Below are 22,540 nucleotides of genomic sequence, written 5' to 3' on the forward strand. Positions count from 1 at the left end.
TTTATCCTAAAGTTTCCAAGCGAATCCGCGCCACTTTGCCGCTGACTGTCGCCAGCGCTTCTATGGCCGCAATCGCCGCGTTCATTTCTTTTTCCAGCGTTAGCTGCGTCAGCATGATGATGGGTACGGAAGTCTCGCCTTGTAGCGGCTCTTTTTGAATCAGCGCTTCGATGCTGATGTTGTGCGCTGCCAGTATCCGGCTGACGTCTGCCAACACGCCGGGCTTGTCTTCGGCGGTCAGGCGCAGGTAGTAAGCGGTTTTGATCTCATCGGCCGGCAATACCGGAATATCGACGATAGCGTCGGCTTGAAAAGCCAGGTGCGGCACCCGGTTTTCCGGGTCGCTGGTCATTGCCCTGACCACATCCACCAGATCGGCCACCACCGCCGAAGCGGTCGGCTCCGCGCCGGCGCCGGCGCCGTAATACAAGGTGGGTCCGACCGCGTCGCCGCACACTAACACCGCGTTCATCACACCATCGACATTGGCGATCAAGCGGCGTTTGGGGATCAAAGTCGGATGCACACGCAGCTCGATGCCAGCGTCGGTCTTGCGAGCGATACCCAGATTTTTAATCCGATAACCCAGCGCTTCGGCGTATTCGACGTCGAGGCGGGTAATTTTGGTAATGCCTTCGGTGAAGACTTTCTCGAATTGCAGCGGAATGCCAAAAGCAATCGACGCCAAAATGGTCAATTTATGACCGGCATCAATGCCTTCCACATCAAAAGTTGGATCGGCTTCGGCGTAACCCAGTGCCTGAGCTTCCGCCAACACGTCGGCGAAATCGCGGCCCTTGTCGCGCATTTCGGTGAGGATGAAATTGCCGGTGCCGTTGATGATGCCGGCCAGCCATTTGATACGGTTGCCGGCCAGACCTTCGCGGATGGCTTTGATGATGGGTATGCCACCGGCCACGGCCGCTTCGAACATGACCATCACGCCTTTCTTGCTGGCTTCCGCGAAGATTTCGTTGCCGTGCAAGGCGATCAAGGCTTTATTGGCTGTGACCACGTGCTTGCCGTTGCCGATTGCAGTCAGCACCAGCTGTTTGGCCAGATCGTAGCCGCCGATCAATTCGACGACCACATCGATGTTCGGATCGTTGACGATCTCGAACGGGTCGCTGGTCAAGGCAATGCCGTCGGTGTCGCAAATCCGCGCCCGGCTCAGGTCGCGCGCCGACGCACGGGTGACGACGATTTCACGGCCGGCCCGGCGAGCGATTTCCCCGGCATTCCTTTTCAACACGTTGACGGTACCGCCACCGACGGTCCCTAATCCCAAAACCCCAACTGTTACCGGCTTCAAACCTGACTCCTAGCGTTATACCCAAAAATGGCGGCGATTATACTACGTTGTCTTTTTTCAGCATATTGCGGATGCTGCGCAAGGCCTGCCGGGTTCTGTGCTCGTTTTCGATCAAGCTGAAGCGAATGTGATCGTCGCCGTGTTGACCAAATCCAATGCCTGGCGACACCGCCACCTTGGCGTCGATGATCAATTTTTTGGCGAATTCAATCGAACCCATTTCCCGATAGGCTTCCGGAATCTTGGCCCAAACAAACATGGTCGCCTTGGGTTTCTCGACATGCCAGCCCATCGCATTCAAGCCGTCGCACAACACGTCGCGGCGCGCCTTATACATATCGCAGATTTCCTTCACGCAATCTTGCGGACCTTCCAATGCGGTGATCGCAGCCACCTGAATCGGCGTAAAAGTGCCGTAATCCATATAGGATTTAATCCGGGTCAAGGCCGCTACCAGCGTCGGGTTGCCGCACATGAATCCAACCCGCCAGCCCGGCATGTTGTAACTTTTGGATAGCGAGAAAAACTCGACGGCGATGTCTTTCGCGCCTTCTACCTGCAAAATCGACGGCGCCACGTAACCGTCGAATACGATATCCGCGTAAGCGATGTCGTGGACGATCCAGATACCGTGTTCTTTACAAATCGCCACCACTTTCTCGAAGAAATCCAGTTCCACGCATTGGCAGGTCGGATTGCCCGGAAAGTTCAGGATCAACATCTTCGGTTTGGGCCAGCATTCGGCGATGCCTTTACGCAGCTCTTCGAAGAAATCGGTACCCGGTGTCAACGGCACATGCCTAATATCCGCACCGGCGATCACCACGCCATAAGGGTGTATCGGGTAAGCCGGATTAGGCACCAACACCACATCGCCAGGGCCCAAGGTCGCCAGGGCCAGATGCGACAAGCCTTCTTTAGAGCCGATCGTGACGATGGCTTCGGTATTGAAATCCAGATCGACGTCGAAACGTTTTTTGTACCAGCCGCAAATGGCTTTGCGCAGACGCGGAATGCCTTTGGATACCGAATAACGATGGGTATCATCGCGTTGCGCCACTTCCAGCATCTTGTCGAGAATATGCTTGGGCGTGGGCTGATCCGGATTACCCATGCCGAAGTCGATCACGTCCTCGCCCTCCGCACGGGCTTTGGCTTTCAGTTCGTTGACGATGTTAAAAACGTAAGGCGGCAGGCGGCTGATGCGATGAAATTCTTCCATTAAAGACTCTTGAGATTCAGGTTTTGAAGACAGCTTCTAAACAAAACCGGCTAAGGTACTGTTGTTGCTGAACGATGTCAATTTCGGGACGGCCGGATCAACTAGAAAACCGCTATCCACTCTTCTATTAAGGCTTGGCGGCGGCCGACGCGGCCAACGTAGCGTCTGTTTGTTGCTGATGCAGATAGGAACCGCCGACCAAAAAGGTCAACACTAACAAATACAGCACGGCGGCAATATTTTTAACTTTTTTACTGCCGTCGTCGGGGTGTTGCGCGCTCATCGTTAAACCTCTTTAGCAAATAATCGTAACGGCGTTAATTGTAACGTTTGCCAGACCTCCTGAGAACGAAAAGCTGCCAAATGCTTAGCCCCGCCTAGCAAATTACCTGTCGCCGCGAATAATCACCGCCGTCCGCAAACGGCTCTTCCCGAAACAGCACATCCGCTCGAAATCCTCGCGAGCAATCGGGATAAACTGGCAATCCAGTTCGTTTTGCCTACCCTCTTCCGGATCGGGATCGTGCATGTACAAACAGTCGTCGTCGAAACCGCTCATCACCACCCAATGCGGCGCCTTCTTGCGATCCATCGCGAAGGTGCTGATCAAAATAAGCGGGATCGCCCCGGATTCGAACGCGGAGATCAGCTCGCCTTGGGTAATGTTGGCGTAATGAACGGCGATGTCCTGCAGCTCCGCATCGCGTTTGAAACAATTGTCGACCAGTTCGACCACCTGTTTTTTGTCCTCGCTACGGACGCTGTCGATGAACAAGGTTCCCGCTTGGTTGATCCAGACTTCAACGCTAAATTGCCGGCGTTTCGCGGCCAACGCCAAACCCAGCGGGTGACAGCCGCCATGGCCGGAGGTCATGAATATCGTGGTCGCTTCCCGCCATAGTTCGATTTCCTCTTCCCGCGACGGCAAATAATTTTTATTGAGTGCATGCATCGCCATCATCAACGACGCCGGCCCGCAGGTAAACGGCGTGGTTTGCCTGAGCCAATGTACGGAGCGGTGCCGGGGTTTATCGCGGTAAAGGCGGATGCGTTTTTGATAACGCAAGGCATCTTTATGATCCTGATAATAATCCCGGTATACGCCGAATTTCTGAAAGCCCAGCGTCTCGTAAAGTCTAATGGCCGGAAAATTATCGACACTGACTTCCAGCCGCAAATACAGCCGGCCGTCGTCCTGGGCGGCTTGTTCGCCGGCCGTCATCAGCGCCTTGGCAATGCCACTGCCCCGCTGCTGCGGTGATACCGCCAGCGAATAGATCCGCGCCAGCCGGGTGCCGGGGTGGTAAATGATCAAAATGTAGCCGGCCACGCGTTGCTCAATTTCCGCGACCAACAAGGCCCGGTGCTCGGTCGTCAACCAGTGCCGAAAACTGCGCCGGCTCAATTTATCGGTGGAAAAACTGGCGTTTTCCAAAGCGACCAAGCCGCCAAGATCGCGCAGTTGCGCCGGACGAATCGCCAAATTGGCGTTGAACGCGGGTAAAGCACTCAAGAGCCTACCCCTTGCAAGGCTTGACGAATCACCTGCCGGGCGCGAAACAACACCATTTCCTGCCAGGCGCCATCGTTGGGACAAAAATGATGACGCATCGCCAGACTATGGGCGAAACGGGAGTCGCCACTATCCGCATGCGCCCATAACTGATGATCGCGCAGCAGGGTTTCGAATAATTGGTCGGTGCTGTACGTGCCGAATTCCAATGTGACATAGCAACTGTGGCTGTCCATCACGCCATGCCATAAATAATCTAATAAGCCTAGTTTAGGCACCGAACTGGAAGTGCCGGCCGCCGGCAAGGTCACCGAATCGCCGTACCAACGCTGGGCAACCGCCGCACCGGCGCTATCCGGGGCATGATCGCAAATGATCTCGCCGTAACCGTAAGGCCCCAGCCCGGTATGCAAGTCAACCACCGCTAAACGGCGCAGATGCAGGGCGTATTGTTTGATCAAGTCTTCGCACACCAGGCGACCGTGAGCCGGCGCCTGTCCGCCATAAAACGGCCCGTCGGGATCGCGATACTGCCCGCCGCTAATGGCGGTTTCCAACGCGGCACGGCCGTGTTGTTGGCTGAACTCGGCGAAAGCCCGCCGCCTTTGCTCGACATCCGCCTCGAAAATCGCCGGCCGCAAGCAATCGTAATCCGGATTAGTCGGCAAGGGCCGGGAAAAATCCACCGCATTGCGATTCAAATCCACGCCGTCGCCGTCGCAGCGCCGGGACCAGGCGTAGCCCCAAGGCGTCAAGGCATGAACCAGCAATAAAGCGCAATCTTCGAGGATAGACAACCGGCCTTTGCTCAGGCCTTGCAACAGATCGATCTGCACCGCGCTACCGGCAAAGCCTTCCACGCCATGAGTGCCACCGAGGACTACGACCACACTGTCTGCCTCCGGCGCACCTAGCCATAGCGTGTCGGTCGCCAGCACCTCGCCGTCCGGCCCAAGACCTGCACAAGCATAGGCTTTATGCTGCGACGAATACCCCAGCTCGGCTATTTCTAGCAACCACTGCGTACGGCCAAGCGCATAACTGGCTGGGAATACACCCGTATCGATTTCGGCCCCGTAATTAGACAAACTCATAAAAGTCCCCTGGAATTTCGGATATTGGCAGCGTTACAGTGTGGCAAACCGCTACAGCGCAAGCAATAGCTTTATGCTTAACCAACCAATAGTCACCGTTTCGTTACACCTGCATTGTTTTCCACGCTCTCGCCCCTCGCACTAGATTTTCGGCCATGAACAGACGCTAAATTGCAAATTCTAGGGCTTTTAGAGGAAAATGGCCCGTTACGCATAGCCATACTATGACGCCGCTTACCTCTTGTAACTCGCCATAGGCTCTATGTAGCGGCACTGCACGCTGGGGAATACGCTATGAAAAAGACCATGTACAAAAAAAATCTGGGACCGCTCATGCATGTGCGCCCAATAAATAAAACTACAAGCCACATCGACTACAGCTAGCAGTTATGCTCACAAATTCAAGACACATCCAGCTAATGGATACCACGCTCCGCGACGGCGAGCAAACCCAGGGCGTGGCGTTTACGCCGATGGAAAAAGTCAGCATCGCCAAGGCTTTGTTGCAAAATTTGCGCGTCGACCGGATCGAGGTGGCATCGGCGCGGGTTTCGGAAGGCGAAAAACAAGCCGTCAGCCTGATCAATCAATGGGCGCAGCACGAAGGTTTTGCCGAGCGAGTCGAAGTGCTGGGTTTTGTCGACCATACTCGTAGCGTAGACTGGATCAAATCGACCGGCGGCAAGGTGATCAACCTGCTGGCCAAGGGCAGTGAAAAACATTGCCGCGAACAACTTGGCAAGACGCTGGATCAGCATAGCACCGATGTGTTGCTAACCATTGCTTATGCCCACGAACAGGGCTTGAAAATCAACGTCTATCTGGAAGACTGGTCGAACGGCTATCAAGACAGCCGCGATTATGTCTATGGCTTGATGGAGCGCTTGCAAAACAGCCCGATCAGTCATTTCATGCTGCCCGATACCTTGGGCGTGATGTCGCCGGACGAGGTGTATGCGAGCTTTAGCGATATGTGCCAGCGCTACCCTGCGCTGCAATTCGATTTCCATCCACACAACGATTACGGTCTGGCCACAGCCAATGTGATGGCCGCGGTGCGGGCCGGCGTCAGCGCCGTACATTGCACCGTCAACTGCCTGGGCGAGCGTGCCGGCAATGCCTCCATAGCGGAAGTAGCGGTGGTACTGCGCGACAAAATGGCGATGGAATTGTCCGTGGACGAGAGCCATTTGGTGCGGATCAGCGAGATGGTCGAGAACTTCTCCGGCAAGCGCATTGCCGCCAACGCCCCTATCGTCGGCGCCGATGTGTTCACGCAAACCGCCGGCATTCATGCCGACGGCGACCAAAAAGGCGGCTTGTATAAAACCAAGCTGGGGCCGGAACGCTTTTCGCGGATTCGCAGCTATGCGCTGGGCAAGATGAGCGGCAAGGCCTCGCTGAAGAAAAACCTGGAACAGCTGGAACTGGATCTGTCGGAAGAAGACCAGAAAAAAGTTCTGGCGCGCATCGTCAGTATCGGCGACTCCAAACAAACCATCACGACCGACGACTTGCCATTCATCATCGCCGATGTATTGGAAAGCAAGAATTATCAACACATCGAATTATTAGCTTGCTCGATTAGTAGCGGATTGGATTTGCCATCCACAGTTAGTATTCGGGTAGAGGTAAAAGGCGAGAAACATCAGACCACCGGCGCCGGCAGCGGTGGCTTCGATGCGTTTATCGATGCGATTGGCAAGGTGCTGCAACATTACGATTACACCTTGCCGACCCTGGCCGATTATGAAATCCGCATACCCAAGGGCGGTCACACCAGTGCACTGACCGAATGCGTGATCACCTGGGATTGCGGCAGCGAATTGCGTAAAACCCGCGGCGTGCATGTCAATCAGGTGTTTGCCGGGATTTTGGCGACGATTAAACTCATCAACATTCAGTTGCATGAAATGGCGGCGACTTCGTAACCGAGTGCCGTTAAATATCTCGGCAAAGATAACTTCCGCTTATGGTCCCCACGCTCTGCATGGGAACCCGGTAGGGGCGCTCCAGCGTCCCGAACCGCAGAGCGGTTCAAACGGCATTCCCACCCGGAGCGTGGGAACGATGTATCGGAAACAAACAGTATTAAAACCCTTTCTAATTCACCTACAACCAGCGAAACCATGAAACACTACAAAATCGCAATACTGGCCGGCGACGGCATCGGCCCCGAAATCACCGCGGAAGCCGTAAAAGTGCTGAAAGTCATCGAAGAACGTAACGATGTGACATTTGAATTGTTGCCAGCCGCATTCGGCGCCTGCGCTTATTTCGAATCCGGCTCGGCGTTTCCGCATCAAACCAAAGCCATTTGCGACGAAGCCGATGCAATTTTGAAAGGCCCGATCGGTTTGAGTCACGAAGACTCCAAGCGTATTCCTATCGACGAGCAGCCGGAACGCGGCGCGCTGTTGCCGCTACGTCGCCGTTACAACACCTACGCCAACTTCCGGCCGGTGTCGCTGCCAAAATCCCTGGCGCATTTCTCGCCTTTGAAGCCGGAAATCATCGGCGAAGGCATCGACTTGATGATCGTCCGCGAATTGGTCGGCGGCCTGTATTTCGGCGAGAAAGAAATGGGCGTCAACGATGCCGGTTTGCGCTATGTCCGCGAAACGCTGGAATACGACGAAGCGCAAATTTTCCAAATCATGCAGCAAGCGTTCAAACTGGCCCGCAAGCGCCGAAAATTGTTGCACAACATCCATAAAAGTAACGTGCTGAAATCCAGCGTGTTGTGGAATGAAGTGATGGAAGAAGTGGCGAAAGAATATCCCGATGTACAAGTCGTGAATATGCTAGTCGATGCCGCCGCTACCGCGCTGTGCCTGAAACCCACCCAGTTCGACGTGATGGTGATGGAAAATATGTTCGGCGACATTCTCAGCGACCAGGGCGGCGGTATTTTGGGCTCCTTGGGCTTGATGCCATCGGCCTGCATCGGTCCCGACAAAGCCTATTACGAGCCCTCGCACGGTTCGGCGCCGGATATCGCCGGCAAAAACATCGCTAACCCGTATTCGATGATCGGTTCGGTGGCGATGATGCTGGAAAACAGCTTCGATATGGAAGCTGAAGCCAAAAACGTCTGGGCAGCGATGCAGGGCGTATTTGCCGACGGTTATTCCACCGCCGATTTGTCCAAGCCCGGCAGCGGCGTGACGATGATCAGCACTGTCGAGTTCGGCGATAAAGTGGTCGAAAAGCTGCGGCAAATGCCTAAAGTTTAACTGGCAGGCATTCAAGGGGATAGCCTGGCTATCCCCTATTTCTGATTTAAATATCCATAAACATCATCGGCAGCCCGTAAGTCAACACGAAATAGCTGAACGCCGAAATCACGCTACGACTGGTTTGATAGGCAAAAAACTGCCTGAAAATATAACTGACGATCGCGATATACCAAGCCACCAACAACACCGCGACGGCAATGGATATTTCCTCCCGACGTTCCCAGTGTTGCATCACCATCACGTAATCCAGCATTTCTCCGCCGATAGCTAGCGTCATGATAAAGTTTTCGCAGACAAAGATGGCCGTGTATACCTGATTGAATAAACGCCATTTTTTTGTCATCAGCAAGAATGCGCCGATGGTGGTGAACGCCATAAAGGTTCTTAATAACACTTCCAGCGTACCGTCGGCGGGATCGGCGATCAGACTTTCGACGACGATGCCGGAAATCAGGTAGAAAGCCACCACCTTCCACATGAAGGATTTGGGCGGCATTAAATCGAGGGGATTATTTCTAAAGAAGCAAAGAGCGAGGTATTTGAGTAATAAAGTCATGGTGCATAATTCTGCCGGCCTATGGGCAGTTATTGTGGTCGAAGCCTAGGGAGCGTTTTAGTCAGCCGCGCATTATCCGCTATCGCGAGCCTTTCTTGAAAAAACATTGCCTATCAACCGGGATTTTCCGGAAAACCTTGGTCGCCCCACATTATCTCTTGTTTAAAAACCTATCTGGTTTCAAAATTCGCGCATATTTAATCGCATAGGATCAATCGTCAGGCTTTCGCGCCGGACTGCATTAATTTGACAATCCGTTTCCGGTCTTCGGCGGGCAGTTGTTTCGCAAGACTTAACGCGTTTTCGCCGTCATCGGCTTTATCGCCAACCCGTGCGCCGCGCCGCAACAACGCCCGTACTACATCCGCCAGCGGTTCTTTGTGTCGGGCCGAGCGAGAAAAATCCTGATATTTCAGCGCATACATCAACGGCGTGTAACCGTGCTGATCCTTGGCATTGACTTCCACTCCCTTCTCGAGCAGCTTTTCGACTACATCGACACTTTTAGATGAACTCAGAGCCGCCATCAGCGGTGTCCCGCCGTTGTCAGCCGGCAAATTTGGGTCGGCACCACTCGCCAATAACAGGTCGACGATAGGCTCCGAGCCATACGGCACCTGACTGACAGCATGAGCCAGTACCGACACACCTTGTTTATCTTTGGCATGAATATCTGCGCCTTTGTCGATCAGAAAGCGTGCCGTTTCTTCATGCGTGAGAACCCACATCAACGGTGTCTGTCCGTCGTTGTCCCGTATATTGATGTCGGCACCTCGTTCCAGCAACAGCTTGGCAGTCGGGATATGATCGTCGCGAACGGCGTATACCAAAGCCGAGAATCCCGAGCCATCGTTTTCCTTGCCATTGACATCGACGCCGTGATCCAACAACAAGCCAATCACGGCAGTGTGACCGCGGAAGGCTGCGTCATGCAACGCACCGACACCTTCATCCGCACTGAGTTTGGCGCCATGCTCAAACAAGGTCCGCATCACTTCCGGATTACCGCCAATTGTCGCCGAGTGTATCGCCTTATCGATAGCATCGGCTTCGGCACCGTTGGCCAACAGAAGTTGCACGGCCGCCAATTGGCCACCGTTTGCTGCCGACATCAGCGCATGGTTGCCTCCTACCCATTTGTTGACCTTGGCGCCGCATTTGATCAAGGCTTCCATCACATCGGTTCGGCCTTTAAAGGCGGCAACCTCCAGCGCCGTAATACCGCCTTGCAGTGATGCCGGCAAATTCGGGTCGATACCGGCCGCCAAAAATAATTTGACGGCCGCCAGATCGCCCTGATCGGCGCGAATGACGAAGTTGTTCGCCGAATATTCCAATGGCCAGGCATCCAGTCTGGCGCGAGCGTAGGCGGGCCCGGCCACTTCCGTATAAAACCATGCCGCAGTCGCAAGCATCAGGCAAGAAATTGTAGCGATGACTAGTGTGCGTTTTTTGATACGTCCGGCGCCGGTTTTGGCCTGTGCGGGTGTTGGTCCTTCATGAAACACCTGCAAAATGTCGTGCACGACGGCAGCCAGCCCCTGGTCGCTGGACACGCTCAGTTTATCGGCCAATATCGGCGAAAACCGTTCCACTTCAACCCGGCTAACCTTGTGCCACACCGGCAATATGACTTTCCCGGCGCTGATTTCCCGGCTATTCAAGCCATCCAATTCCCGTTTTGGCCACTCCTTCGCAAAAAATGCCGGGCTGAGAATGACGATCCCGTAACGAGTTTGCGCCAGACCGTGATCGATCGTGCCGCTCAGGCTGTCACCCAGTTTCAACGCAAATTCGTCGTACCAGACCCGTAAGCCGGCGCCCACCAAGGCATCGGCCAAGGGTCTGGCGATCTCATCCTTATCTTCTGATGCGTGACTGATGAAGACATCCCACATGGCTTATCCCCCGTCCGGTTTAGATTCGGTTTTGCAGCAATTTCAACACGCGGGTTTTGGTACCCTTGGGTAATTTTTCGGCGAGCTTCAGTGCCGTCTTACCGTCCGCGGCCCTGTCTTGAACTTTTGCACCCTTTTCCAGCAACTTGCTCACCTTGGCAATCAGCCATTCATAATCTTCTTCACCCCATAGGTCGGAAAAATACATCAACACACTCATCAATGGCGTAAAGCCCTGATCGTCTTTAAAATTCACGTCCGCGCCATTGTCGATCAGCAAATTGAGCAGCCATAGATCGTCATAGTCCTGGCGCGACAACAGTTCAATCAGAGGACTGATCGGCGGCTCTTTAACCAGCGCATTCACGTCGGCGCCACGCTCGATCAAGGTCTTAATGATCTGTTCCAGATCGTTTTTTGCAATATTTCTGCCGAAAAACGCTGTCAGCACGGAATTGCCCCGATTGTCCTTGGCGTTGACATCCGCGCCGCCGGCAATCAAGACTCGCAACACCGTCGGGGAGTCCGCGTCCATGATCGGCGTCTCGCCGTTGTCATTCCGGGCATTGATATTCGCACCATGCGCCAATAGCACAGAAAGAGTAGGCAAGGAGTTTTCATCTCGGGCCGCATAGTGCAACGCGCTATTGCCGTCAGAAATTTTGGCATTTATATCGATACCGAAGGAGAGCAGGAATTTCACGATTTCCGGGTTATGGTTATAACTCACCGCACCGCTGAGTAAATCCTGAGCCTTTGCCCGATCCAACTTAGCCCCGCTCTCCAAAAGTAGGTGCAATATTTCCATACTTCCGCTTCTTACGGCAATACCAACGGCTTCGTCCTTCAGTTTGTTATCGATACCGGCATTCAGCAAAACCTGAATCGCTTCCGGATGTCGACCATAAGCCGCCCAATCCAGAGCGCTATCACCGTTGTCATTGCGTTCATTGACATCGGCATGCGCATTTAACAGGGCTTGCATGACTTCAATATGCCCCCTGTAGGCGGCAAACATCAGCGCCGTGCCGTCTTCGGGCGCATTGATGATGACCAAAGACGCATGGATATTCGGATTCATACCCGCCTGCAGAAACAAACTGACGGCCCCAAGATTCCCTTGAATGGCATTTTCAATAAAGACTCCGGGCGTATATGCCAAAGGCAGCGCATCGAGCTTGGCCTTGGCCAGTTGTGGCGCCAGCATTTTCGAATACAGCTGAACCGCACCGACTCCCAGAATCATCAAAAAAACCGAAACCAGGATGGCACGAACAGAAATAACCGGAAATCGTTTACGCTTTTTGGGTGCCGGCGGCATGCCCTGTACCGCCCGCTGAATGCCGGCGACCACTGCCGCCACGCCACCGTCTGTCGAAATACTCAATTTGTCCGCCAGCATCGGCGAAAACCGCTCGACATCGGCGCGATTGACTCGATGCCAGACCGGCAGAATCGCATTTTTGCACTGCACGTCCAACGCCGTTAAACCGCCCAATTCCAGACTGGTCCAGGCTTTGGCAAAAAACGCCGGACTCAAAATCACGATGCCATAATCGGCTTCGGCCAGCCCCTTGTCTATAGAGCGCCGCAAGCTGTCGCCCAGTTTTAACGCGTATTCGTCGTACCAAACCTGATAGCCGGCCTGTCGCAATTGTTCCGCAAGCGGCCCGGCAATGGCTTTTTTGTCTTCCGAGGCATGGCAGATAAACAGTTTGGGCATTGGCCCTCCAAGCGTAAATGGTGTGGTACATACCGGCATCCCTACCAGGTTTTGAGGTCCGCAGGTGCAAGGTTCCCGTGTGAGCCGCAACTTTCAGCTTGTCTAAAAACCCGACTGGTTTCAAAATCTCCTGATAAACATAAACCCACGGAGCATTTTTTACCATGGCAAGCACGCTACTGGTTGTCGACAATCTTTCCGACTGGAACCCCTATTATCCGAGCGAACAGGTCATCAGCTTCGAAAGCTATCTGGCCAGCGAGCAATCCGATCCCGACCAACGGGTGCGAGTGATCAATCTATGCAGTAGTTACACCTATTTGTCCGACGGCTATTATTGTTCCCTGCTGGCCGAGGCACGTAACCATCACGTCATCCCCTCGGTCAGGGTTATCAACGATCTGGGCAAGAACGCCTTATATCGTTTGCAACTCGAAGATTTGAGCCAAACACTGACCCGCGCCTTTAAACATCAAAACCAAACCGGCGAATTCACCTTGTGTAGCTACTTCGGCACCACGCCGGAACCGGCTTTTCAGGAACTGACCCGTTTGCTGTTCGAACGCTTCGCCTGCCCGGTGTTGGAGATCACGTTGAATCTGGAACAGCAATGGCAGATTACCGACCTGAAAGCCATTTCGCCACGGCAATTGGACGATGCGATGCAAACCCTGTTTGCCGAAGCGTTGGACCGGTTTAGCAAGAAGGTCTGGCGCAAGAGCCGTATCCGAAAAACCGCACGTTACGATCTGGCGATCCTGATCAATCCGGCCGAGCAATTGCCGCCCAGCAACCGTGGCGCGCTGAAAAAATTTATTCACATCGGCCGGCAGATGGGTATCGATGTGGAACTGATCACCCAGCATCATTACGGCAGGCTGCCGGAATTCGACGGCCTGTTCATCCGCGAAACCACCGCGATCGACCATCACACTTATCGTTTTGCCAAGAAAGCCGAAGCGGAAGGTTTGGTCGTCATCGACGACCCGACTTCGATACTGCGCTGCGCCAATAAAGTTTACCTGGCCGATCTGTTTCGTACCCATAAGGTACCGTCGCCGAAAACCTGGATCTTGCATAAAGGTAATACCGAACATCTGGACAAACTGGAAGCGGTGGCCGGCTATCCGGTGGTCATCAAGATTCCCGACGGTTCGTTTTCGCGCGGCATCGTTAAAGTCAATAACCGCCAGGAGCTGGAAATCAAAGTGGCGGAGTTGTTCGAACAATCGGCGCTATTGCTGGCCCAGGAATTTTTGTACACCGATTTCGATTGGCGGATCGGCATCTTTAACCATAAGGCCTTGTATGCCTGCCGCTACTTCATGGTGAAAAATCATTGGCAAATTTATCGGCATGGCGCCAACCGCACCGATAGCGGCAACTTTGCCACGCTACCCACCTTCGAAGTGCCGAAAGCCGTACTGGATGCGGCACTGAAAGCCACCCAACCGATCGGCAACGGCTTTTACGGCGTCGACGTCAAGGAAATCAACGGCAAGGGCTATGTGATCGAAGTAAATGACAACCCCAGCATCGACAGCGGCGTCGAAGACAAATACTTGGGCGAGGAATTGTATCGGGCCATCATGGCCGAGTTCCTGCGGCGGATGGAAAATCGCAGCAAGGGCTTGGACTAAACCACTATAAAATCCAATCATGCCGAATACCTCTGCCACGCCAACACCACTCGACGTCCTCTGCGTCGGCCATGCCAGTTACGATCTGGTATTTTCCATTCCTCACCACCCCGGCGCCGACGAAAAAATGGTCGCCGACAGTTTACTGGGCTGCGGCGGCGGGCCGGCAGCAAACGCGGCGGTGACCGTCGCTAAGCTTGGCTTTAGCGCCGGTTTTTGCGGCTACTTGGGCAATGATGTATACGGCGATTGCCATCTCCAGGAATTGCACTCGCACGGTGTCGATACTCGGCTGGTGGTACGCGGCGGGTCGCCGACGCCCTTATCGGGGGTACTGGTCAAACCGGACGGCCAGCGGGCCTTGATCAACTACAAGGGCGATACAAAAGCATTGGCGGCGGACAGCATCGACTTTAACGGCATCAGCGCCAAAGCCATCCTGTTCGACGGCCATGAACCACGGGTTTCCTTATGCTTATTGGCGCAAATCGCCGGCGATACTGTTCCAACGGTACTGGATGCCGGTTCTGTCCATGACGGCACCTTGGCACTAATGGATAAAATCGACTATCTGGTTTGTTCGGAAAAATTTGCCGTGCAATATGCGGGCGACCCTATGCTGGCCTTAACCAAGCTAGCGGCTCTGGCACCGGTCGTGGTGATTACCCTGGGTGAACATGGTTTGATCTGGCAGAGAGGCCAGGAAAGCGGCCGGTTATCCGCTCCGCCGATTAAAGCGATCGATACCACCGGTGCTGGCGATGCCTTTCACGGGGCGTTTAGCTGCGCACTGGCGGCTAAAATGGAATGGCGTGAGTTATTACGTTACGCCAGCGCCGCCGGCGCTTATTGTTGCACCCAAATGGGCGCTCGTCCCGGCCTGCCTAGCTGCGAACAACATCAGGCCTTGTTGGCAAACTGGTCGCCAAATGCATAGTCGTGAGGGGGAAAGCAACAGGCTATCGACCAGCTTATTCGAAAATCTTGAAAATCAGCCCAGCCACCGACTCCAGCAAATCGCCATCAACATTCTGTCCGCCAAAGCGGTACTCCGGCGCTGAGTAGTCTTTTCGGAAAGCTTGCTTGGCTTTTTCCGAACTGGCTTGTGCTTGTTTGGCTGCTATTTTTTGCTGATTGAGTATCTGCCCGCCGGCCTTTTTCCACTCCAGCAGATGGCTGATTTGACCGCCGTCCAGCCAGATGCCGTGACTTTTACACTGGTCGATCACCACACCACTGCGATAACCGTATATCACTCGATTCATCAGGGTCTGGCAAACCGGGCATTTCAAATATTTAACCGTGGCATTCTTGGGATAACGATCCAGGTTGATATTGGCCAGCAATTCCAGGTTGACGGTCACCACCGGCGCCACGGCACTGTCTAACAATGTTTCAATTTCACCGACATCGAAAAACAAACCAAAGCAACTGGCACAACGATCGATGTGCAAGGAACCGGCAGAGTCTAACGCAATCGTTTGCAGCTTCTGCTCACATTCGGGACAGGTCCGCTCGCTGGCCGTATCGATAATTTGATAATCGTGTTTGCCGTGCAGATCGATATCGTTGCGTACCCCGCAATAGCTGCAATATTGGGTATTGGCAGGCAGCGGCGCAGAACAGCTTGTGCATTTAGCCATCGTTAAATTTTATCCAGAATCTGTTGTTTTTTCGCAGCGTATTCGGCTTCGGTAATCAGCTGAGCTTCGAACAACTGCTTCAGTTCCGTGAGCTTGGCAACGGTTTGCTGGTTATCGGCGGCGACCGGATTGTTCGCGGAGCCTAGCGACTGCGCCATGCTTTGCCCCAGACCAATGCCTGCTCCTATCCCCATGCCAAGGCCGGCGCCACCTCCTTCGTTGCGGGCCGCCTCTCGCAAGGCATCCAGTTGCTGTACCTTGGCATAATCCAAACCCACCGCCTGCGCGGCTTGAGCCTCGGCAGTCAGATCGGCAATGCGATTGATACGCCGCAAGGTGTCTTCATCAAAATCGGTACCTTCGATACGAAAATCGCTGATGCCGAAACCCAACTTGCGGAACACGATGGCCAATTTGATCGCAATGCCGCGGGCGATTTCGTCGCGGTTGGCGTCGATGTCGGCAAAGCTGTACTGGCACTCGGCCAGATAATCGGAAATCGGATTGATAATCCGCGCCGACAAAATGTTACGAAATTCGTCGATGCGCATCTGGTTGTGGCTGCCGACTATGTTCACAAAAAAATCATTGGCATCGGCGATTTGGTAGCTGTAGTTGCCGTAAGCTTTTAACGCGACCGGGAAATGATATTTAGGATCCTGATATTTGATCGGCGAGGTGGTGCCCCACTTCTGGTCGAGGATTTTCGTTTTCCTGAAAAAATAAATCCCGACCTTGTGTTCGCTCTCGAACAACTGCATGAATTTTTTAATAGTGGTCCAGAACGGCACGTTGTCGGTTTCCAGATTAATCAGGCATTGCTCCTCGATTACCGCTTTAACCTGGCCTTGATACACAAAAATACAGCCCTGCCCCGGACCGACGATTAACTTGGAGGCATTCTTGATTTCATCGCCGTTTTCGGTCCATTGTTCCAACAACAAATCGGGGTTGGGATTTTCCCACTCGATAACGGAGCGCAGCTGCCGTTTGATGCCGTCGATAAATGCCATTACTACCTCGCTGGACTAGAGAAGAGTCGATTAATTGCGTAACATCGCCTTTCAATTATGGCAAAAATATGGAGTTGCTGTGGCGATCAGACCCTATAAAAACAAATCCCCAAAAACCGGCAAAAGCGTTTTCATCGACGAAGCTGCCATAGTGATCGGCGACGTCAGCCTGGGCGACGATGTATCGATCTGGCCGACCAGCGTGGTACGCGGCGATGTGGAAGCCATCCGTATTGGCGCGGGCAGCAATGTCCAGGACGGCGCGGTATTGCATGTCTCGCACGCCGGCGACTATTCGCCGCAAGGCCATCCGCTGACGATAGGTAAACACGTCACCATCGGTCACCGGGCCGTGGTGCATGCCTGCACGATAGGCGATTATTGTTTGATCGGCATCGGCGCCATCGTGATGGACGATGCCGAACTAGGCGATTATCTGATGCTGGGCGCCGGCGCCCTGGTGCCGCCCGGCAAAAAGCTAGAAGGCGGTTATCTGTATGTCGGTGCACCGGCCAAGCAAATTCGTGCCCTAACCGACGAGGAAAAGGCCTTTCTGGAATATTCGGCCTGGCATTATGTCCGCTTAAAAAACGACTACCTGACACCCGCCAATTAAGGAACAAGATTCATCCCCTCACCGCAGCTTGCTTAGAGAACACTAAAAGCATAGTATTGATACGATATTTTCTTTGACAAGCCTTACGGTTTCCTTTATTGTTTCGATTCGATACTAAAGTGGAGAGTCGAACATGTCCCAAGCTATTTTGTATCGCGCCGGCCGCCCCGCTTGCGTGGTCGCCGAGCAAATGTTGGTTGATGCTCTCAACCAATCCAAATATTAATTCGAAACCGTCCATCCAGGCGAACAAGCGTGCCTTTGCAGAATCGGCCAGCTTGGCGTCAAAACAGTGCCTGCCCTAAGTTTTTGGGTGGACAGGTTTTTCATATCATTCGGCGCGGCACTGGCCGATTAAAAAACATGAGAGGTAAAACCATGACAGAAGTAAAACAAGAAAAAGATAACTTCGTGTTGTATGTAGTGCTGGCGACGGCAGTAGTTGTTGGCGCCATTTTGGCGGTCAAGATGAGTGAGAACGAAAAATTTGCACCCATTAAAGACCAAATTGCCGAAGAAAACCGTTTAATGAATATCCGTGTCATCGGCAATCGCGAGGATTAATTATGATGAAAATGACTGTTATCGGCACCCTATTCGCCGCTTTATTTTTGACCAACCCTGTCCAGGCTACCGAATATATTTACCGCGATATTATGGCAAACACTCTGGCGCCAGAGCACTGCCAAATCGAAACCAAGGCTAAAGAAAATGCCTCCAAGAATTACAATATTGATCGTTTCAGCAAAAAGTTCTGCCAATCCCAAGGTTATGGCTGGCATGTCGAAGAAGTGAAAAGCGCCGGCAATACTGTCTGCGACAGCTGTGGCAACTCGCAAGAATCAAAATGCCGCCAAGAAGATGTCGTGGTGACCTGCAAACGCATCAAACCCGGCACGGTTGGCATGCTGCCCGGTAAAGGATGATCTAAAACGCAGTACCCAAGGGATACTGGCTGTCCCGGATTTCTCACACCCAAAGCCGCCGGAAAGCACCTTTTCCGGCGGCCTAGCCTCTCTTAGTCAGGGTTGTAACCATTCGATGATATGATCTTCCAGATCGGTAACTTGCGATTCCTTGATCGCATAACTGCCGATGGACACTCCCGCTTCCTTGACCGATTCGCTGCTGCCGCTAACCAGCGGATGCCAATCCGGCAACGGTTCGCCGTCGGTTAACAAACGATAGGCACAAGTCGAGGGCAGCCAGTTGTATTCGGCAAAATCATGTTGTTTCAGATCGATACATTCCGGTACTAGCGTGCAACGCTCGCTGTAACGGGTACAACGGCAGGTTTCCAGATCGATCAAATCGCAGGCCACGCTGGTAAAGGCGATTTCGCCGGTATCTATGTCTTCCAACTTGTTCAAACAGCATTTGCCGCAGTTATCGCACAACGATTCCCATTCTTCGGTGCTCATCTGTGCCAGGCTTTTAGTTTCCCAGAATTTCATGGCTTAATGCGGTTTAAGTTGGCGAAGCTGATAATGCAATACCGCCCAAGAGCCCAGCACGGCTAGCAACGAAGAAATCATCAGCAACAGGATGAATTCCGAAAAACTTAGGAACAGCAGTTCAAAAGAACTGCTATATAAGGTCGACAATTTTTCCACCGGCGATTCCAGGATCAACAACATGATGGTGACGATCAGCCAGCCCAGGAAACCGGCAATAAATCCCAACCAAAAACCGGTGTATAAAAAAGGCCGTTGAATAAACGAGTGGGTGGCACCGACCAGTTTGGAAATAAACACTTCGTCCTGACGGTTTTGTAGTTCCAGACGGATAGTATTGCCGGTAATAAAGGTCACCGCAAAACCCAGCAACAGACTGACCAAGGTCACCCCGCGACTGGCGATCAACATGATGGTTTGCAGCCTGGCCACCCATTGCATATCGACCTGCACGAAATCGACTTGCGGCAACTGTTTGAAATCGGCCATCAATTTCTCGATGTCTTCGTTGTTTTCCAGCGCGTTTTTCGGCATCACCTGAATCACGCTTGGCAATGGATTGCGTTCCAGCGCGTTTAACGCATCGCTGAAACCGCTATTGGCCTTGAACTCCTCCAGCGCCTGCTTTTTAGTGATGAATTTAACCGCGGCGACACTGGGATTTTGTTGTAGCTGCTCGGCCATTTTTTGGCCGGCGGCATCGGTGATATTGTCATGCAGAAACAGCGACATCTGATTGCTGGACTCCAGATTGCCGGTCATTTGCTGGATATTGGCGACCACGATATAAAAACTGCTGGCCAGCGCGATGGCGATCGCCAATACCAGCACCGTCATCGACGAGGTAAACGGCGCACGGTTCAAGCGCCCCAGACTAGAGAACAGGCCGTGGGCATGGTTTAACAAATAAGCCTGGAATAGCTCCAGCAATCGATTTTCGGAATGTTGACTACGACGCATCTGTCTCATGGTCAGCTCGCTATCATATGGCCCTTGTCGAGCGTCAACACCCGATGGCCTAGATGAGTCACCAATTCCAAGTCGTGCGTGGCGATCAGTACCGTCACGCCCACTTGTTTGAATTGTTCGAACATATACATCACTTCGGCGGACAGCTCGGGATCCAAGTTACCGGTCGGCTCATCGGCCAGAATTAGCTTGGGTTTGTTGACGATAGCCCGAGCAATGCCAACCCGCTGCTGCTCGCCGCCGGACAGCGCTAACGGATGTTTGCGTTCCTTACCCAGCAGGCCGACCTTGTCCAGCGATGCTCGCACCCGCCGCGCCACTTCCTGAGGATGGTATCCGGACACCACCAAAGGCAGAGCCACGTTATCGAACACCGTTCTATCGTGCAGCAATTTGTAATCCTGAAAGATCAAACCCAGGTTGCGACGCACATAAGGGATCTTGCGTTCGCTGATGCGGCTGATATCTTGACCATCGAAGGTCACCGTGCCGCGTGTACACTGCTCCATCATCGCGATCAGCTTCAACAAAGTACTCTTGCCGGCCCCGGAACGGCCGGTTAAAAACGCTATTTCGCCGCGTTGCAAATGAAAGCTGACATCGGTCAAGGCTTCACCGGCATCCGGATAGCGTTTGCTTACATGTTCAAATTTCAGCATGGTTTCGGTGTCACGCGTCAGTCTCTTACAAATAAAGCATCGACAAAATTCCGGGCATTGAAATCCTGCAAATCATCTATCTGCTCGCCGACACCGATAAACCGAATCGGAATCCGCAGCTGATTAGCCAATGCGAAAATAATACCGCCCTTGGCAGTGCCATCCAATTTAGTCAGCGCGATGCCGGTCAATTCGACTGCCTCGTTGAACAGTTTAGCCTGCGACAAGGCATTCTGGCCGGTACCGGCATCCAGAATCAACAACACTTCGTGCGGCGCAGACTCATCCAATTTAGTCATGATACGTTTGATTTTTTTCAACTCGTCCATCAAATTGGATTTGGTATGCAATCGGCCGGCGGTATCGGCGATCAACACATCGACGCCCTTGGCCTTGGCGGATTGCAGAGCATCGAAAATCACCGATGCGGAATCGGCACCAGTATGCTGAGCCACCACTTGAATGTCGTTACGCTCGCCCCAGGTTTGCAACTGCTCGACCGCCGCAGCCCTGAAGGTATCGCCGGCCGCCAACATCACGCTATGCCCTTGCTGTTGCAGGCGCTTGGCCAGCTTGCCGATCGAGGTGGTCTTGCCGGCACCGTTGACGCCCACCACCAGAATCACGAACGGCCCATCCTGTTGCGGAATATGCAGCGGCAAGCTGCACGGTTCCAGCATGGCCAATAAATTCTGTTTCAAGGTCTGGCTCAGTACTTCGCCGTCGCTGAGTTGATCGCGCTCCAAACTGTCGGTCAGCTGCTTGATCAATTGCGTGGTGGTTTCGATCCCCATATCAGCCATCAGCAATTGGGCTTCGAGATCAGCCAGCAACTCCTTGGTAACGGCTTTTTGTCCGAACGCCAAACCGCCCAGCACCGCACCCAAACCGCTACGGGTCTTTTTCAGTTGATGGCTTAACCGCAGATATAAAGAAGCTTGGCTGACAGGTTCCGCTTCGATGGCGGGACCGATCTCGCCGACCAAGACCTCGGCTTCGACAGTGATGGCTTCTTCTGCCTCGTCGCCAGCGCGGTAGCGGCTATAAAACACAATCGCCAGCAAGGGCAGCATCAACAAGGCGGCAAACAGGTTATGGGCAATCGCCAATGCCAAGGGCAGTTCATATTTGACGCTGAAAATACCCAGTGCGATCTGCACCAGCAATAACAGGCTTAACATGTTGCCGGCAAAACGCACCGGTTTCGGATAGCGCTCGGAAGTTGCCGACAACATCAATGCGCTTAACACGATGAAGACGAATCCAGCGAATACCCGATGCAGGGCTTGTATCGCCATTTTCGCATCGGCCGACAAACCGCTATCCCTGAATAAATCCAGTGCGCTTAAATAATCGGCATCCGGCAACCAAGTGCCGTTACAACGCGGGAAATCAGTGCAAGCCAAACCTGCGTAATTGCTGCTGACCCAGCCGCCCAGGATAATTTGCATCAGCAACACCAGCATCCCAAACCCGGCGAACAGGCTAGGCCCGGATTTCACCGGCCTTGGCGAAACCGTCGGATTCAGCCGCCAATAACTCCATGCGATGATCCAAAACGTCACGAACCCCAATAATAAGTGAGCGCTCACCACGCCCGGCCGAGTGCCGGAGGACACCGCCCACATGCCTAGACCGGCTTGCGAGACGATCAACAGCAAGGTCAAGGATGTCAGCGTCACCGCCTGCGAACGCCGGCTTTGCCGCCAAGCCAGGCCGAACCAAACCAACACCAACACTGCCAGGCCGCCGGCCAGATAACGGTGGGTCATCTCCTTCCAGGCTTTTACGGTATCCAGCGCATATGTCGGAAACTCAGCGGCCGCATCGGCTTTGAATTCGGCACTGTCGCTGACCAAGGCTTTACCGTAGCAACCCGGCCAATCCGGGCAGCCCAAACCGGCGTGAGTCAATCTGACGTATGCGCCGACCACGATAACAAGCAGCGCCAATATTGCGCAGCACAAGGTTAATTTTCTGAACATGTTT

21 protein-coding genes are annotated in these 22,540 nt (G+C 53.4%); 7 read left to right on the top strand and 14 right to left on the bottom strand.

The genetic code is table 11. The features are described 5' to 3' along the window. Nucleotide 1: 1 nt before the first annotated feature. The 5 genes from QZJ86_RS12345 to QZJ86_RS12365 form a co-directional block, all read right to left on the bottom strand. Nucleotides 2-1,312, bottom strand: a complete 1,311-nt coding sequence (locus QZJ86_RS12345) for a homoserine dehydrogenase (protein ID WP_301670723.1) — start codon at nt 1,310-1,312, stop codon at nt 2-4. A gap of 37 nt (nt 1,313-1,349) precedes the next feature. Next, complete coding sequence (gene alaC / locus QZJ86_RS12350) at nt 1,350-2,534, bottom strand: alanine transaminase (RefSeq protein ID WP_301670724.1); 1,185 nt, start codon at nt 2,532-2,534, stop codon at nt 1,350-1,352. Between the two features lie 127 nt (nt 2,535-2,661). Beyond that, complete coding sequence (locus QZJ86_RS12355; RefSeq protein WP_301670725.1) at nt 2,662-2,817, bottom strand: hypothetical protein; 156 nt, start codon at nt 2,815-2,817, stop codon at nt 2,662-2,664. A 102-nt stretch (nt 2,818-2,919) separates the two neighbouring features. Continuing rightward, entirely contained in the window at nt 2,920-4,047 is a 1,128-nt protein-coding gene (locus QZJ86_RS12360) for a GNAT family N-acetyltransferase/peptidase C39 family protein (protein WP_301670726.1), read from the bottom strand. Continuing rightward, entirely contained in the window at nt 4,044-5,141 is a 1,098-nt protein-coding gene (locus tag QZJ86_RS12365; protein WP_301670727.1) for a DUF2817 domain-containing protein, read from the bottom strand. The genes QZJ86_RS12360 and QZJ86_RS12365 overlap by 4 nt, the downstream gene beginning before the upstream one ends. Before the next feature lie 419 nt (nt 5,142-5,560). Here QZJ86_RS12365 and QZJ86_RS12370 point away from each other — a divergent pair, with 419 nt between their 5' ends. Together QZJ86_RS12370 and leuB are read left to right on the top strand one after the other, a co-directional pair. Further along, nucleotides 5,561-7,072: an alpha-isopropylmalate synthase regulatory domain-containing protein gene (locus QZJ86_RS12370; protein WP_301670728.1), complete on the top strand. Its 1,512-nt coding sequence runs from the start codon at nt 5,561-5,563 to the stop codon at nt 7,070-7,072. 198 nt (nt 7,073-7,270) lie between these two features. Beyond that, nucleotides 7,271-8,377 (top strand): 3-isopropylmalate dehydrogenase, encoded by a 1,107-nt coding sequence (gene leuB, locus QZJ86_RS12375; protein ID WP_301670729.1) that lies wholly within the window; start codon nt 7,271-7,273, stop codon nt 8,375-8,377. Nucleotides 8,378-8,423: 46 nt separating this feature from the next. Here leuB and QZJ86_RS12380 read toward each other — a convergent pair whose 3' ends face one another. The 3 genes from QZJ86_RS12380 to QZJ86_RS12390 all read right to left on the bottom strand — a co-directional run bounded on the left by QZJ86_RS12380 (nt 8,424) and on the right by QZJ86_RS12390 (nt 12,557). After that, complete coding sequence (locus QZJ86_RS12380) at nt 8,424-8,936, bottom strand: hypothetical protein (protein WP_301670730.1); 513 nt, start codon at nt 8,934-8,936, stop codon at nt 8,424-8,426. Nucleotides 8,937-9,154: 218 nt separating this feature from the next. Beyond that, nucleotides 9,155-10,834, bottom strand: coding sequence for an ankyrin repeat domain-containing protein (locus tag QZJ86_RS12385; protein WP_301670731.1), 1,680 nt, complete (start codon nt 10,832-10,834; stop codon nt 9,155-9,157). A gap of 19 nt (nt 10,835-10,853) precedes the next feature. Next, the gene (locus QZJ86_RS12390; RefSeq protein ID WP_301670732.1) at nt 10,854-12,557 is read right to left on the bottom strand and encodes an ankyrin repeat domain-containing protein; all 1,704 of its coding nucleotides are present in this window, start codon (nt 12,555-12,557) and stop codon (nt 10,854-10,856) included. 164 nt (nt 12,558-12,721) lie between these two features. Between QZJ86_RS12390 and QZJ86_RS12395 the strand changes: the two genes are divergently transcribed. Beyond that, nucleotides 12,722-14,197: a RimK family protein gene (locus QZJ86_RS12395; RefSeq protein ID WP_301670733.1), complete on the top strand. Its 1,476-nt coding sequence runs from the start codon at nt 12,722-12,724 to the stop codon at nt 14,195-14,197. Nucleotides 14,198-14,216: 19 nt separating this feature from the next. Then, nucleotides 14,217-15,134, top strand: a complete 918-nt coding sequence (locus QZJ86_RS12400) for a carbohydrate kinase family protein (protein WP_301670734.1) — start codon at nt 14,217-14,219, stop codon at nt 15,132-15,134. A 34-nt stretch (nt 15,135-15,168) separates the two neighbouring features. On the opposite strand, the gene QZJ86_RS12405 is transcribed toward QZJ86_RS12400, so the two are convergent. Both QZJ86_RS12405 and QZJ86_RS12410 read right to left on the bottom strand, forming a co-directional pair. After that, nucleotides 15,169-15,840: a TFIIB-type zinc ribbon-containing protein gene (locus QZJ86_RS12405; RefSeq protein WP_301670735.1), complete on the bottom strand. Its 672-nt coding sequence runs from the start codon at nt 15,838-15,840 to the stop codon at nt 15,169-15,171. Nucleotides 15,841-15,842: 2 nt separating this feature from the next. Then, nucleotides 15,843-16,853 carry an SPFH domain-containing protein gene (locus tag QZJ86_RS12410; protein ID WP_301670736.1) on the bottom strand — a complete coding sequence of 337 codons (1,011 nt, stop codon included), beginning with the start codon at nt 16,851-16,853 and terminating at the stop codon, nt 15,843-15,845. 79 nt (nt 16,854-16,932) lie between these two features. On the opposite strand from QZJ86_RS12410, the gene QZJ86_RS12415 reads away from it, so the two are divergent. The 3 genes from QZJ86_RS12415 (at nt 16,933) to QZJ86_RS12425 (ending at nt 18,395) form a co-directional block, all read left to right on the top strand. After that, entirely contained in the window at nt 16,933-17,469 is a 537-nt protein-coding gene (locus tag QZJ86_RS12415; RefSeq protein ID WP_301670737.1) for a gamma carbonic anhydrase family protein, read from the top strand. 255 nt (nt 17,470-17,724) lie between these two features. After that, nucleotides 17,725-18,033: a hypothetical protein gene (locus QZJ86_RS21510; RefSeq protein WP_320415819.1), complete on the top strand. Its 309-nt coding sequence runs from the start codon at nt 17,725-17,727 to the stop codon at nt 18,031-18,033. Nucleotides 18,034-18,035: 2 nt separating this feature from the next. Beyond that, entirely contained in the window at nt 18,036-18,395 is a 360-nt protein-coding gene (locus QZJ86_RS12425; protein ID WP_320415820.1) for a hypothetical protein, read from the top strand. Between the two features lie 96 nt (nt 18,396-18,491). Here QZJ86_RS12425 and QZJ86_RS12430 read toward each other — a convergent pair whose 3' ends face one another. Genes QZJ86_RS12430 through ftsY form a run of 4 tightly spaced genes read right to left on the bottom strand, consistent with a single transcriptional unit; the run spans nt 18,492 to nt 22,536 of the window. Next, a complete protein-coding gene (locus tag QZJ86_RS12430) occupies nt 18,492-18,923 on the bottom strand; it encodes a YcgN family cysteine cluster protein (protein WP_301670738.1) in 432 nt (143 codons plus the stop codon). Between the two features lie 3 nt (nt 18,924-18,926). Beyond that, a complete protein-coding gene (ftsX, locus tag QZJ86_RS12435; protein ID WP_301670739.1) occupies nt 18,927-19,892 on the bottom strand; it encodes a permease-like cell division protein FtsX in 966 nt (321 codons plus the stop codon). A 2-nt stretch (nt 19,893-19,894) separates the two neighbouring features. After that, nucleotides 19,895-20,551 (bottom strand): cell division ATP-binding protein FtsE, encoded by a 657-nt coding sequence (gene ftsE, locus QZJ86_RS12440; protein ID WP_301670740.1) that lies wholly within the window; start codon nt 20,549-20,551, stop codon nt 19,895-19,897. Between the two features lie 17 nt (nt 20,552-20,568). Further along, nucleotides 20,569-22,536: a signal recognition particle-docking protein FtsY gene (ftsY, locus tag QZJ86_RS12445; RefSeq protein ID WP_301670741.1), complete on the bottom strand. Its 1,968-nt coding sequence runs from the start codon at nt 22,534-22,536 to the stop codon at nt 20,569-20,571. Nucleotides 22,537-22,540: the final 4 nt, after the last annotated feature.

Source organism: Methylomonas montana, from assembly GCF_030490285.1.
Lineage (GTDB): Bacteria > Pseudomonadota > Gammaproteobacteria > Methylococcales > Methylomonadaceae > Methylomonas > Methylomonas montana.